Here is a 13,227-nt window from a genome sequence, read left to right as displayed (position 1 = left end):
CGGACAACCGCCAGGCCCGCTTGCGCGTGGAGAGGGTGTGGAGGCGCTGAGCTCGACGGACGCGAGCCGGTCGCGGGACGTGACCGCGGAGCTGTCGATCGACGCGCTCTTCGCCGCGCACCACGTCCGGCTCGTCCGGGTGGCGTGGCTGCTGGTGCGCGACAGCGGGCGGGCCGAGGAGCTGGTGCAGGACGCCTTCGTCGACCTGCACCGCCGGTGGTCGCGGCTGCGGACCCCGGAGGACGCAGCGGGCTACCTGCACGTCTCGGTGGTCAACCGGTCGCGCTCGGTGCTGCGGCACCAGAAGGTCGTGAGCGCGACGCCCCCCGAACGCCTCGAGGTCGAGGAGAGCGCCGAGACGGAGGCGCTCAGGGGCGTCGAACGCCGGCGGGTGCTCGACGGCCTGGCGCGGCTGCCCCGTCGGCAGCGGGAGGTGCTCGTGCTGCGCTACTACGCCCAGCTGACCGAGGCCGAGACGGCCCACGTCCTGGGGATCGGTCGGGGCTCGGTGAAGAGCCACGGGTCCCGCGGGATCTGTGCCTTGCGGACGGTTCTGGGAGGACCCGATGAGGACTGAGCCGGAACCCGAGCTGGTGGCCGCGCTGACGCGCGCGCTGACGGCCGAGGCCGACGAGATCACGGTCTCCCCGGACGCCCGCGCCTCGTTGCAGGCGCGGTTGGACACGGAGCGCCGTCGTTCGTCCACCCGAGGCAGGGCCGGTCGTCGCCCGTCCCGCGCACGACCCCGGTGGCTCGGGCCGATGGCCGCCCTCGTCGCGCTCGGCCTCGTCGTGGTCGGTCTTTTCGTCGTGACGACCAGCAGCCTGCACCGCACGGCGACACCGGGACCGGCGCAGTCCCCGAGCGCGGTCCCCACCCCTGGCCCGACGCCCGGCCCGACGTCCGCCGGGAGCGGCCGGACGGCGTCCACCCGGACGGGTTTCCGCCCGAGCCAGCCCCGCGTGGCGTGGACCGTCTATCGCGCCGGGCCCGACGGGCTCTACGCCGACGCCGCGCCGGCCCGTGCTCCGTACGACCCCGTGCAGGCGATGGAGGCGCTGTTCCAGCAGGACCCGACGGTGCCGGGCGCCGAGGTGGTTCCCGGGAACGGGCGGAACCGGGTCGCGAGCCTCACGGACGTCGACGGCGTGGTCCACCTCGACATGGCGGCCGTCGATGACCAGACGCGCCCGGTCGGCACGGAGGGTGCGGCTCAGGCCCGCCGGTGGGTCGACGCCTGGGTGGGAACGGCGGCGTCGGCCTTCGACGGCTACAAGGTGCTGATCACGGTGAACGGCAGGCCGGCCACGCTGTACGGCGTGGTCGACACGACCGAGCCCCTCCTCGAGCCCCTCCTCGGGCCCACGGTCGAGCTGAAGCACCCGGCTACGGTCTACTTCCCGGCGGACGCCGCGACGGTCACCTCGCCCGTCGCCCTCGCCGCGATGCCCGGTGCGGTCGGCGACCGGCTGGTGGTACGCGACGTGGCGGACGGGGAGGTCGTCGCGAGCGTGACCGCCGACGAAGGCGGGGGAGGCCGGACGATCCTCACCTCCGCTCCCGCGCTGGACCCGGGCGACTACACGGTCGAGCTCGTGCGCAGGTCGGGCCGGACGGAGGCGGGCCACCGCTTCACCGTGTCCGGCAGCGCCCCGTCCGGCGCGCGGGTCCCCGTCACCGACCCGGCGACGACGCCGGTCGCGACGACGCTGATCTACTACCCGGGCCCGGACCAGCACCTTCTCGCCGAACCGCGACCGCGCACGACCCTCACCGACGCCGTGGCCGGCATCAGCGGGGAACCCGCGGGGGAGGGTGCGTCGTGGCCGTTCGGCTCGCTGACCCTCGCCTCCGTGCGCGAGGACGCCGACGGCGTCGTCGTCGACTACGCCAAGGACGACGAGGTGCGGCCGGGCAAGCCCGACACGGCCGTCGCGGCCTTCTGGGCCCAGAGCCTCGTGCACACCGTGTCCGCTTACGAGGGGCGACCCACCGCCGTGCGGGTCACGCTCGACGGGCGGGCGTTCCGCCTCTTCGGGCTCCTCGACACCACGAGGCCCTTCACCCGCCGGGACGTCGACACCCGGACGTCGGTGGACCTGACGCTCCCGACCTCCGTGCCGACCCCGGGTCCGCTCCAGGTGGTCGGCGCCGTCGGGGCCGACGCCGACCACGTCACCTGGTACGTCGTCGACCGCATCACCCGGGAGACGCTCTTCCAGGGCAACGCCGCCGTGGCGGCGGACCGCACGTACGCGTTCGCGCTCCCCGTGCCCGCCGGCCGCTACGAGCTCCGGGCGGACGCCGTGACGGCGACCGGCCGCGTCCTCGCCTCCTACGGCCGCTCGCCCGAGATCACCTGAGGTGGGCGCGGTGCGGCTGGACGTCAGGGCAGCGCCCGGCCCGGGCGTCCTTCGACGGTGCTGTCCCGGCGGCGACGGTGCTGGCGCGCCCGATGCGGACGCCGCCGGGCTGCAGCACCGGCTCCGCAGCGAGATCGCGGCTCGCCTCCGCGCCTCGGTCCCGGACGGCTGGGAGGTGTCGGCCGGGTGCTGCTGGCATCCCTCGCCCGGCCCGGGCACCCTGCACCCCGACGTCGCCGTGCACCGCGCGCTCGCGGACGAGGGACGTCTGCAAGGTGCACCCGTCCTGTGCGTCGACGTCTCCGACGAGCCCGCCGGTCCTCGTCCTGCCCGCGCCTACGCCCGGCTCGGTGTCGACCACCACTGGCACGTCGACACCCGGCGCGGCACCGTGCAGGTCTCCGTCCGCGTCGACGCGGACTACCGCCGCTGCGAGACCTTCTCGTCGGACTCCTCGGACTCCTCGGACTCCTCGGCGACGCGGTCTGCTCCTGCCGGGTCCGCGTGGGTCGACTTCGGCGTGGGCATCGTCCACCTCGACGGTCTGCTGCTGCCCACGACGCTGACCACCCGCCCGTCCGGCTGAACCGGACGGGTGCCTCCGGACCCGGCCCGTCCCGACAGGCTCGAGCCGCCTGATCTGCTCGAGGTCGGGTAGCGGGACCCAACCGCCTCGATCGGCCGGCCGTCGGGTCAGGCGATGGTGCTGCCGCCGTCGACGAAGACCTCGCTCCCGGTCATGCCCGAGCTCTCGGTGGAGACCAGGAACAGGACGGCGGCGGCGATCTCTTCGGGCCGGAGGAGGCGACCGATCGGCATGCCGCTCGCAATCTGCTCCAGCAGCGCGGCGGGGTCGTCCGGGGCGAGCCCCTTCAGCCCCGGCGTCTCCGTCGGGCCGGGGACGACGGTGTTGATCCGGAAGCCCTTCGGCGCGAGCTCGGCGGTCCAGCTGCGCGTCATCGCGACGATGGCGGCCTTGGACGCGCCGTACACGCCGAGGCCACGCTCGGTCCCGGACGCCGAGGTGGAGCCGGTCACGACGATCGCGGCACCCTCGTTCAGGAAGGGCAGGGACCCCTGCACGGTCAGGGCCGTCCCTCGCACGTTCGTCGCGAAGGTGCGGTCGATGTCCTCCGCCGTCACCTCGGACAGGGCGCCGAACTCGCCGACGCCGGCGTTCGCGTGCACCGCGTCCAGCCCGGTCCCGCGGGCGGCGACGGCCGCGAAGAGCGTCGCCACGCCAGTCGGGCTGGTCGCGTCCGCCTGCACGGTGGTCACGTCGTCGCCGAGCTCGGTGGCGACCGCGTCGAGCGCGGCCTGCCCGCGCCCGGTGACGACGACGTGCGCCCCCTCGGCCACGAATCGGCGGACGACCGCGAGCCCGATGCCCGAGGTCCCTCCGGTGACGAGCGCCGTCTTGCCGGCCAGTGCTTGAGCCATGATGTTCCTCCGCGTAGGTTGTTGACTGCTTGGTCTCAAACCCTACACCTGTTGTAGACCGATCAGTCAACAACCCCTCTGAGGAGGCTCCCGATGCCGCGACCCCGCTCCTTCGACGAGGCGGACGTCGTCGCCCGCGCCCGTGAGGCGTTCGCCGAGACGGGCTTCGCCGGGACGTCCCTCGACACGCTGCTGGAGGCGACGGGCCTCGCGCGCCAGAGCCTCTACAACGCCTTCGGGGGCAAGAAGGAGCTCTTCATGCGGGCGTTCCTCAGCGACACCGCGGAGGCGGTCGAGGCCGTGGAGTTCATCCGGCACGGGTCGGACAGCCCGATCGGCCGGATCCGCGCGCAGCTCGTCAAGATGGCGGTGGCGCACGGCTCGGCCGCGGCGCCGGCGTCCCTGTTTACCAAGGCGGCGGTCGAGCTCTCGGCCCGGGACCCGGAGGTGGCCGCGACGGTCGCCGCGGCCTTCGAGGCGATCCGGGCGCACTACGCGGCGTGCATCGTCGAGGCCCAGGAGGCCGGCGAGATCGAGACCTCCGCCGACGCCGACTCGCTCGGGGCCTACTTCTGCGCGCTGATCGAGGGCATGGGCACCCTCGGCGGGGCGGGCGTGCCCCGCGCGACCCTCCTGGACATCGGCTTCACCAGCCTGGCCGCCGTCCCGATCACCGAGCTGGGCCGCGCGCACCTGGGCACGGACGACGGCGACTGGTCCTGAACGCGCCGGGGACAGAGGTTCCACCGTCCCTCAGCCGGAGGCGGCGCGTCAGCGGGTCGTGAACGTGATCTCCACGCGCGGCTCCTGGCCTGAATTCTTTTCGATCCCGCCGCCGGACCGGCCGCGGTTCGGGAACCTCGGGGCCGCCTCACCCCGGCTACCGGTACTGATGGTGACGCCTGCCCGCTGACCAGGGGAGCGAGGACGTCGTGGACGGCTTTCGCATGCTTGCGCGGCAGCACCAGCCCGTACGCGGCGACCCCTGGTCGTCGGTGCAGCCGTCGACCCGCGTCCGACGACAACGCTGCAGCGGTCCCGCCCCGTGGCCCACGGACCACCTCTGGTGCACCGCTCCGTCGTTGTGGTAGACCTGTGGAAACGACTCCACACGGAGAGCTCGAACGCAACGATGCGAAGGACGGACTCATGAAGGTTGTGCGGAAGACACTCATGGCGGGGGCCCTCCTGGCGGCGCTCCTGCCCGCGGTCGGTGGCTGCGGCCTCGCCGCGAAGGGCGGCAGCGGGGGTGGTGGCGGCGAGACGAACCTCAGCGTCTGGCACCAGCTGGCCGGCTCGGGCAACACGGCGGTGCAGGGCATGGTCGACGGCTTCAACGCCGAGAACCCGGACCTGCAGTTCCAGAACCGCGAGCTCGCCGACGGCGAGGCGGACACGGTGGTCCGGACGGGGATCTCGAGCAACAACCCGCCGGCCATCCTGCAGTTCGAGGGCTTCCGGCAGACCGAGGAGTACGCCAAGGCGGGACTGCTCACCGACATCACCCCGTGGTGGGAGCAGCACAAGAGCGCCTACTCGTACGCGGACAGCGACCTGGTCAAGCAGCTCTGCTCGTACGACGGCAAGGTCTACTGCGTCCCGCTCGACGTCTACACCAGCAACGTCCTCTACATGAACCCCGAGATCGTGCAGAAGTACGACCTCAAGGTCCCGACGTCGGTCGACGACTTCAAGACCAACGCGCAGAAGCTCAAGGGCACCGGCATCAGCACCGTGTCCATGTACGGCGGCGACGGCTGGCCGGCCGCGCAGTGGTGGCAGCTGCTCTCGATCCAGCGCTGCGGGATCGCCACGATCAACAAGGCCGTGGCGCAGGACGGGGCCAAGTGGGACGACCCCTGCTTCCTGCAGGCGGCCCAGGACTTCCAGGGCCTCGCCGAGGCCGGCGTGTTCCCCGAGGGTGCCGCGGGCTCGGACTACAACGCGATGATGTCGCTCTTCCTCTCCGGCAAGTCCGCGTTCATGGAGACCGGCACCTGGTTCCAGCAGACGATGGCCGAGACGCCCCCGACGTTCGACGTCACGGTCGCGCCCTTCCCGCAGGTCGATCCGGCCAAGCCGAGCACCGAGCAGCTGGGCGGCATCAACGAGGGCTTCGGCATCCCGGCGAAGGTCGGCAACAAGGACGCGTCGTACAAGTTCCTGGACTACATGGCCACGCAGAAGTCGGGCGAGCTGTTCTCCAAGGCGTCGGTGATGAACATGATGAAGGGCTCCGACGGCGCGCTGCCCGAGGACCTGCAGCCGGCGTGGAAGCAGGTGCAGAGCGCGTTCGAGGGCGGCGGCCAGGGCTTCGTGACCTACTTCGAGAGCCTCGTCGACCCGTCCGTGGGTGACCAGGCGATGCTCAACGGCGCCACCGCGATGGCCGGCCAGACGATGACGGCCGAGGAGTTCGTGACGTCGCTGCAGAAGGCTGCGGCGGCCGCGAAGAAGTAGGCACCCAGCCTCCCCACCGCCACCCCCCACCGCACGGGCGGGGGACGGGCCGAGAAGCCCGTCCCCCGTCCGTGAGGGAAGGACCCACCATGAGCACCACCGTCGACCCCGGGGTCCGCCCCCGCGTCCGACGTCGGGAGCGCCAGGCGCCGAAGGCGTTCCTGACCATCGTCCCCGGCTACTTCTTCTTCGTCGCGTTCCTGCTCGTCCCGCTGGCGCTCACGATCGTGCTGAGCTTCACCGACTGGAACGGCTACAGCTACGACGACATCAGCTTCAACGGGGTGCAGAACTACCTCGACCTGGCCAAGGACCCGGTCTTCGTCCAGGCCCTCGTGCACAACGTCGCGTTCCTCGCCGGCTCGGTGGTCCTCAAGACCGGGCTCGCCCTGGCGCTGGCGCTGGCGTTCCGGAAGGCGTTCCCGCTGAGCGGGCTGTTCCAGGGCATCTTCCTGGTGCCCTCGACGCTCTCCCTGGTCGTCGTCGGCATCGTGCTCAAGTTCGTGTTCGACCCCAACAACGGGCTGGTCAACCCGATGCTCGACGCGGTCGGGCTGGGCGCGCTCGCCGGACCCTGGCTGGCCGACACCTCCCGGGCGCTGCCGCTGCTCGTGCTGCTCGACGTGTGGGTCGGCTTCGGGCTCTACCTCTTCATCTTCATCGCCGGCATGGCGTCGCTGCCCGGCGACGTCTTCGAGGCGGCCAAGGTCGACGGCGCCGGGTGGTGGAAGGAGACCGGGTTCGTCACGATCCCGATGCTCGCCGACACCATCAAGCTCGTCCTGCTGCTGGCGGCGATCGACGGTCTCAAGGTCTTCGCCACCATCTACGTCAGCACCGGCGGCGGCCCCAACCACGGCACGGAGGTGCTGTCCACCTGGGCCTTCTTCCAGGCCTTCAGCGGCAACCAGGTGGGCTACGGCAGCGCGATCCTCGTCGTGCTGCTGGTGATCACGCTCGTGCTCGCCTTCTTCTACGTCCGTCAGGGACGGGCCGACCGCCTCGGGAAGGACCAGCGGCCATGACGACCACGACCACGCACCCCACCACGACCGCGCCGGGCGTCGAGCCCACGACCACGCGGCGGCGACCCGTCCGCCCGTGGGGGACCCGGCTGCTGCGCTACGTGCTGCTCACCCTGCTCGCGGTGACGATCGTCTACCCGCTGGTGTGGATGGCCACCGCCTCGCTGCGCTCCAACAGCGCGGCGCTCGCCGACCCGTTCGGCTTCGGCGGGCGCTGGAGCCTCGACAACTACGCGTTCCTGATCACCGACGGCCGGCTGCTGACCTGGGTGGGCAACAGCGTCCTCGTGAACGTCATCAGCGTCGCGCTGATCGCCGGCCTGTCGGCGGTGGCGGCGTACGGGTTCTCGACCTTCGAGTTCCGCGGCAAGCAGGTGTGGTTCGGGCTACTGATCGTCGGGCTGATGGTGCCGCCGCAGGCCCTGGTGATCGCGGGCTACCGCTGGATCGAGCTCTTCAACATCCAGGACACCTACCTGGCGCTCATCGTCACCTACTGCGGCTGGACGCCCTTCGGCATCCTCGTCATGCGCAACTTCTTCGACTCCGTGCCGAAGGAGCTGCGCGAGGCCGCCGTCATGGACGGGGCGTCGCACGTGCGGATCTTCCTCCAGGTGCTGCTCCCGCTCGCGCGCCCGTCGTTGCTGACCGTCGTGATCTTCAACGTGATCTGGGTCTGGAACGACTTCATCTACCCCCTCGTCTACATGCAGAGCCCCGACCGGTACACAGTCCCCGTGGGTGTGCTCCAGTTCGCCGGACGGTCGACGTCGCAGATCGCGGTGCAGATGGCCGTGCTCGCGGTGGCCACCGCGCTCCCCCTGCTCGTCTACCTGGTGTTCCGCAAGCAGTTCGTGCGGGGCGTCCTCGAGGGCGCGGTGAAGGGGTGAGCGAGCCGGGCCGGCCGGACCTGCCGGACGGGACCGAGGACGCCCACCTGGCCGCCGGCGCGCGGCAGCCGACGATCAAGACCATCGCCGCCGCGGCGGGTGTCGGCGTGGGGACCGTCTCGCGGGTGCTCTCCGGGCGCGGCTACGTCTCGCTCGACACCCGCGCCAAGGTCGAGGAGGCCGTGCGCGAGCTCCGGTACCGCCCGAGCGCGATCGGGCGGGGGCTCAAGGAGCAGCGGACGAAGAACATCGGCCTGCTCGTCGCCGACGTCTCGAACAGCTACTACGGCGACTTCGCCAAGGGCGTGCTGGCCGAGGCCCGGCACCTCGACCGGCACGTGATCGTGGGCTCCAGCGACGACGACGCCGCCGCGGAACGCGAGTACGTCGAGCTCTTCCTCGAGCAGCGCGTGGAGGGGATCATCGCGTTCCCGAGCAGCGAGAACCTCGGGGTCTGGCGGGAGGCGAAGGAGCTCGGCGTCAACCTCGTCTTCGCCGACCGGGTCCTCGACGGCCTGGACGTGCCGTCGGTGGTCGTCGACAACCACGACGGCGCCTACGCCCTGACGGAGTACCTCATCGTGCTCGGCCACCGACGCATCGGCTACCTCGGCGGGCCCCGCGAGGTCAGCAGCGGCCGGGAGCGAGAGCAGGGCTACCGGGACGCGCACGCCGACGCCGGGCTCGAGGTCGTCGAGGAGCTCGTGGTGCCGAGCCACTTCACCCGGCGCAACGCCTTCGCCAACGCGCTGCGCATCCTCGGCGCGGAGCCCCTGCCCACCGCGCTGGTGGCGTCCAACAACATCCTCGGCGAGGCCGCGATCGGTGCCGTCCGGCACCTGGGCCTGGACATCCCCGACGACCTGTCCGTCGTGATGTTCGACGACGTGCCCTGGGCGACGCTGGTGACGCCGCCGATCACCGTCGTCACGCAGCCGGCCCGCCGGCTGGGGCGCGAGGCCGCCCGGCTCGTCGTCCGGGCCGCGTCGGCCCCGGGCAGCGTGCTCGTGCGCACCGAGCTGGTCGTGCGCAGCAGCGCCGCCCCGCCCCGCGCCACCGCCTGACCCACCTCTGCACCTGCTCCGGCAGGGCAGGAGCCCGACCGACACCACCCCCACACGACGGGTGCCGCACGCCCCCGTCATTCAACCCGAGCACGCCCTGACCCAGGAGGACCCGATGGAACGCGGAGTGTATTTCGACGGCTGGACGCCGTACACGTGGAACCAGCACCCGAGCATGCCGCCGAGGCGGCTGACGATGCTGGACGACCTGGAGGACATGGGCGCGACCGTCCTGGTCTGGGCCGGACTCGGCGGCGGCTCGATCAGCCTGCCGTACCTCGAGGAGGAGGCGTACGGCCACGTCCCCGCGCGTTTCCGCCACTACGGCTACGTGAACGAGAGCGAGTTCATCGCGCACGCGCAGCAGCGCGACATCGACCTGTTCGCGATCGTCTTCGAGTCGCAGGCGTGGGAGTTCCCCGCCGAGGTGACCGACGACGAGGTCGTCGCCCAGAACGAGCTGCGCGGCGCCGGCACCCCGACGACCGTCGGGCTGCGGGAGTTCTCCGCGGGCACCGGGCCCTCGTCCTGGAAGCCCCTGACCGACTACTTCCCCGACGGCCTGCGGAACAGCGCCGGCGAGCTCGTGACCGACCTGTTCGAGGAGGTGGCCTGCCGCGACCTCGAGGGCGGGCCGATCCACGCGCACTGGGTGGAGGTCGCGGCGCGGCCGGAGCAGAGCTGCTACTACGCCGACCGGAACAACCCGGTGTGGCGGGAGTACCTCAAGGCGGTCATCAAGGTCCAGATCGACGCGGGCGCCCGCGGCATCCAGCTCGACGAGACCGACACCCCGCTGAGCGCGTTCCGCTACGGCTGCTGCTTCTGCCGCGACTGCGTCGCCGACTTCCGCTCCTACCTGCAGGGGCTGCCGGCCGCCGAGGTCCCGGCCGAGCTCGACGGGGTCGACCTGGCCGGCTTCGACTACCGGGAGTGGCTGCTGGAGCGCGGCCACCGTGCCCGCGAGAACCCGCGCGCCCTCCCGCTCTACGCCGCCTACAGCCGGGCGACCCAGATCGCCATCGCGCGGACGTTCGCCGAGGTGGCGGGCTACGCGAAGGAGTACGGGCGCTCGCTCGGCGTCGACATCCGCGTCGGCGGCAACTTCTACGACCTCGCGCCCTACTGGGACCCGATGGTCGACCACGTCGACGTGCTCGTCACCGAGATGCGCGAGACCCGCTACCAGCAGCCCTGGTACTTCCGCCACGGTGTCGGGCTCGCCCGCGGGCGCGACCTGGTCGCGGTCGAGAACCCGTACGGCGGCGTCACCGGCGAGCTCACCCGCAAGCTGCAGCACGGGCGCGCGCACGACCTGTTCCGGCTGACGATCTTCGAGGCCAGCGCCATGGGCGCGAACATGTCGCTGCCGTACGGCTCGTGGTTCGGCACCGACGAGCGCGACGCCTACTGGGCGCCGCGCGACCTGGTGAACGAGACGGGTCAGTTCCTCAAGGAGATCGACCACCTGCTCTCCCACACCTCGCCGCACCGCACCGCGGTCGTCTACTCCGTGCGCAGCCTCATGGACCTGACGATCGACTCCGACCAGTTCAACGACGTGGACCGCTGGTTCCCGGTCGTCGAGCAGACCGGCGTCCCGGCGTCGTCGTACTGGGAGACGGTCGAGGCGCTCAGCCGCGCGACGCGCACCTTCGACGTGGTGGTGCTGCCCGACGAGGTGCTGCGGGCCAACGACGTCGACGCCGAGAGCCTCCGGCGCTACGACACCGTCGTGCTGCCGGACGTCTGGGGCGTCAGCGCGACCCAGCACCGCGCCCTCGTCGCGTACCTCGACGCCGGTGGGCGGGTCCTGCTGCAGGGCGCGTACGGCACCGAGCTCGGCGACGACGTGGCCCGCGAGGTCGCCGACCACGCCCGCACCGTCCGGAGCGGTTCCGTCGGGGAGACCGTCGCGGCCGTCGAGCCCGAGGTCCTCGTCGACCTCGGACCGGCCGCCGCGGTGAGCCTCCAGGCGGCCCCGGCCGGCGGCTGGGCCCTGCACCTCGTGAACTACGACTACGACGGCGACCTCGACCAGGTCCGGCCCCGGGTCGACCTCGAGGTCCGGGTGCGGACCGACGAGGGGTTCACGCAGGCCACGGTCCACGCTCCCGGGCGGGAGGCCGTCGAGGTCCCGGTCTCGCCCGGCACCGACGGCACGGTCGGCCTCGTGCTGCCGGTGCTCGAGACCTACGCCGTGGTGCACCTGCGATGAGCGCGCCCACGAGCCGTCCCGGCGGCGGTCCGTACGTCCTGGCGCCCAACCAGCCCCGCCGTCCGTACCGCGGCGGGGCCGGGATCGCCGCGCTGCGGGGCACCCTGCAGATCGACGACCACCGGCCCGAGGACTTCCTCGCGTCCACCACCTCCGCGTACGGCACTGCCGACGTCGGGCAGTCGCGGCTGCCCGACGGGACCGCGCTGCGGGACGCGGTCGAGCAGGACCCGGAGTGGTTCCTCGGGGCGGAGCACGTGCGGCGTCACGGGTCGTCGACGCAGCTGCTGGTGAAGCTGATCAACCCGGGCCAACGGCTGTTCGCCCACCTGCACCCCGACGACGACTACGCCCGGCGGCGGCTCGACGAGCCGAACGGCAAGACCGAGGCGTGGGTGGTCGTGGACGCGCCCGCGGAGGGAGCCACCGCCTACCTGGGGTTCCGGGAGGAGGTCGGCCCGGCCGACGTGGCCCGCTGGGTCGACCACGGCGACACCGGCGACCTGCTGGGTCGGATGAACGAGGTCGAGCTGGCGGTCGGCGACGCGTTCCTGGTCCCGGCGGGTCTCGCGCACGCGCTGGCGCCCGGCCTGACGATCGTCGAGCTCCAGCAGCCGTCCGACCTGTCCGTGCTGCTCGAGTGGCGCGGCTTCGACGGCCTCACCGCCGAGTCCGCGACGCTCGGCCTCGACGCGGGGGAGGTGTTCGACGCCCTCGAGTCGACGAGCCGGTCGGCGGAGAGCCTCGAGGCGCTCCTCGTACGCCGCGCGCTGTCGGCGGAGGGGGGAGCCACGAGCCTGCTGCCGGCGGCCGCCGACCGCTTCTTCCGCGCGGACCTGCTCGACACCGCCCGAGAGATCACGCTCGAGCCGTCGTTCGCCGTGCTCGTGGTGGTCGAGGGCGTCGGCGACCTGACGTGGGACGACGGGACGCTCGGCGTGGGGCGCGGCGACGTCGTGCTGGTCCCTCACGGGCTCGGCGACGTGCGGGTGAGCGGCGACCTGCGCGCGGTGCGCTGCCGGCCGCCGCGCGTCGAGCCCGCGGGCGGGTAGGCGCCGCGATCAGCGCTTGTCGAGCTCGCGCTCGAGCCAGTCCTCGAGGTTCAGGATGTGGGCGGCCGTCCGCGAACGCGCACGGTCGGGGTCCCGGCGCCGGAGGGCGTCGACGATCCCGTCGTGCTCGCGGGCGGCCTGCGCGGCGACCTCGTCGCTGAAGGCCACCCGGAGCATCCGGGCCGGCTCGGTCTGGCCGCCCAGCATCACCACGAGGGCAGCCAACGCGCTGTTCCCGCAGCTCTCGGCGACGACGCGGTGGAACTGCTTGTCGGCCCGGAGGAAGGCCTCGCTGTCGAAGACCTCGGCGGCGGCCAGCGCGTGCAGGTCGGCGTTGATCATGCCCAGCCGGTCCAGGTCCTCGGGCGTCATGCGCTGGCTGGAGCGCGCCGCCGCCTCCGACTCCAGCACCCGCCGGGTGTCGAGGAACTCCAGCGCCGTCTTCGGGTCGTGGAAGGCGACGATGAAGCTCACGGCGTCGAGGATCAGGCTGGGGGCCAGGCTCGTCACGTAGGTCCCGGCGCCCTGCCGGGTCTCGAGGATCCGCAGCACCGTGAGAGCGCGGATCGCCTCGCGCAGCGAGTTCCGCGACAGGCCCAGCTCGGCGGCGAGGACCTTCTCCACGGGGAGGCGGTCGCCCGGTTGCAGCTCGCCCGAGACGATCATCGACTTGATCTTCTCGATCGCCGCGTCGGTCACCGTCACGTCAGCCTCC

At 72.3% G+C, this 13,227-nt stretch carries 12 protein-coding genes; 10 read left to right on the top strand and 2 right to left on the bottom strand.

From position 1 onward, the window contains the following. Nucleotides 1-37: 37 nt before the first annotated feature. From ABD665_RS04275 to ABD665_RS04265, 3 genes are read left to right on the top strand one after another with little or no spacing between them, the layout of a single operon-like run. Nucleotides 38-577 carry a SigE family RNA polymerase sigma factor gene (locus tag ABD665_RS04275; protein ID WP_344741176.1) on the top strand — a complete coding sequence of 180 codons (540 nt, stop codon included), beginning with the start codon at nt 38-40 and terminating at the stop codon, nt 575-577. Next, nucleotides 567-2,363 carry a hypothetical protein gene (locus ABD665_RS04270; protein WP_204912083.1) on the top strand — a complete coding sequence of 599 codons (1,797 nt, stop codon included), beginning with the start codon at nt 567-569 and terminating at the stop codon, nt 2,361-2,363. The genes ABD665_RS04275 and ABD665_RS04270 overlap by 11 nt, the downstream gene beginning before the upstream one ends. A 10-nt stretch (nt 2,364-2,373) precedes the next feature. Beyond that, nucleotides 2,374-2,949, top strand: a complete 576-nt coding sequence (locus ABD665_RS04265; RefSeq protein ID WP_204912084.1) for a Uma2 family endonuclease — start codon at nt 2,374-2,376, stop codon at nt 2,947-2,949. Nucleotides 2,950-3,056: 107 nt separating this feature from the next. On the opposite strand, the gene ABD665_RS04260 is transcribed toward ABD665_RS04265, so the two are convergent. Continuing rightward, nucleotides 3,057-3,803, bottom strand: a complete 747-nt coding sequence (locus ABD665_RS04260; RefSeq protein ID WP_204912085.1) for an SDR family oxidoreductase — start codon at nt 3,801-3,803, stop codon at nt 3,057-3,059. A 93-nt stretch (nt 3,804-3,896) separates the two neighbouring features. Between ABD665_RS04260 and ABD665_RS04255 the strand changes: the two genes are divergently transcribed. The 7 genes from ABD665_RS04255 (at nt 3,897) to ABD665_RS04225 (ending at nt 12,512) form a co-directional block, all read left to right on the top strand. Beyond that, nucleotides 3,897-4,526: a TetR family transcriptional regulator C-terminal domain-containing protein gene (locus ABD665_RS04255; RefSeq protein WP_204912086.1), complete on the top strand. Its 630-nt coding sequence runs from the start codon at nt 3,897-3,899 to the stop codon at nt 4,524-4,526. A 426-nt stretch (nt 4,527-4,952) separates the two neighbouring features. Further along, nucleotides 4,953-6,263, top strand: coding sequence for an extracellular solute-binding protein (locus ABD665_RS04250; protein ID WP_204912087.1), 1,311 nt, complete (start codon nt 4,953-4,955; stop codon nt 6,261-6,263). A gap of 89 nt (nt 6,264-6,352) precedes the next feature. Next, nucleotides 6,353-7,288: an ABC transporter permease subunit gene (locus tag ABD665_RS04245; RefSeq protein ID WP_204912088.1), complete on the top strand. Its 936-nt coding sequence runs from the start codon at nt 6,353-6,355 to the stop codon at nt 7,286-7,288. Beyond that, on the top strand, nt 7,285-8,178 hold the full coding sequence (locus ABD665_RS04240) for an ABC transporter permease subunit (protein WP_204912089.1): 894 nt from the start codon (nt 7,285-7,287) through the stop codon (nt 8,176-8,178). Before ABD665_RS04245 ends, ABD665_RS04240 begins: the two co-directional genes overlap by 4 nt. Then, the gene (locus ABD665_RS04235) at nt 8,175-9,242 is read left to right on the top strand and encodes a substrate-binding domain-containing protein (RefSeq protein ID WP_204912090.1); all 1,068 of its coding nucleotides are present in this window, start codon (nt 8,175-8,177) and stop codon (nt 9,240-9,242) included. The genes ABD665_RS04240 and ABD665_RS04235 overlap by 4 nt, the downstream gene beginning before the upstream one ends. 115 nt (nt 9,243-9,357) lie before the next feature. After that, a complete protein-coding gene (locus tag ABD665_RS04230) occupies nt 9,358-11,460 on the top strand; it encodes a hypothetical protein (protein ID WP_204912091.1) in 2,103 nt (700 codons plus the stop codon). Beyond that, a complete protein-coding gene (locus ABD665_RS04225; protein WP_204912092.1) occupies nt 11,457-12,512 on the top strand; it encodes a class I mannose-6-phosphate isomerase in 1,056 nt (351 codons plus the stop codon). Before ABD665_RS04230 ends, ABD665_RS04225 begins: the two co-directional genes overlap by 4 nt. A 9-nt stretch (nt 12,513-12,521) precedes the next feature. On the opposite strand, the gene ABD665_RS04220 is transcribed toward ABD665_RS04225, so the two are convergent. After that, a complete protein-coding gene (locus ABD665_RS04220) occupies nt 12,522-13,217 on the bottom strand; it encodes an FCD domain-containing protein (RefSeq protein WP_204912093.1) in 696 nt (231 codons plus the stop codon). Between the last annotated feature and the right edge of the window lie 10 nt (nt 13,218-13,227).

The sequence above is a fragment of the Microlunatus spumicola genome (assembly GCF_039536445.1).
Lineage (GTDB): Bacteria > Actinomycetota > Actinomycetes > Propionibacteriales > Propionibacteriaceae > Microlunatus > Microlunatus spumicola.
This window is presented reverse-complemented; position numbering and strand designations above follow the sequence as displayed.

Coding starts and splice junctions, on each gene's coding strand:
- ABD665_RS04240 (WP_204912089.1), top strand. CDS start 7,285: ATGACGACCACGACCACGCACCCCACCACGACCGCGCCGGGCGTCGAG.
- ABD665_RS04225 (WP_204912092.1), top strand. CDS start 11,457: ATGAGCGCGCCCACGAGCCGTCCCGGCGGCGGTCCGTACGTCCTGGCG.
- ABD665_RS04245 (WP_204912088.1), top strand. CDS start 6,353: ATGAGCACCACCGTCGACCCCGGGGTCCGCCCCCGCGTCCGACGTCGG.
- ABD665_RS04255 (WP_204912086.1), top strand. CDS start 3,897: ATGCCGCGACCCCGCTCCTTCGACGAGGCGGACGTCGTCGCCCGCGCC.
- ABD665_RS04250 (WP_204912087.1), top strand. CDS start 4,953: ATGAAGGTTGTGCGGAAGACACTCATGGCGGGGGCCCTCCTGGCGGCG.
- ABD665_RS04260 (WP_204912085.1), bottom strand. CDS start 3,803: ATGGCTCAAGCACTGGCCGGCAAGACGGCGCTCGTCACCGGAGGGACC.
- ABD665_RS04230 (WP_204912091.1), top strand. CDS start 9,358: ATGGAACGCGGAGTGTATTTCGACGGCTGGACGCCGTACACGTGGAAC.
- ABD665_RS04270 (WP_204912083.1), top strand. CDS start 567: ATGAGGACTGAGCCGGAACCCGAGCTGGTGGCCGCGCTGACGCGCGCG.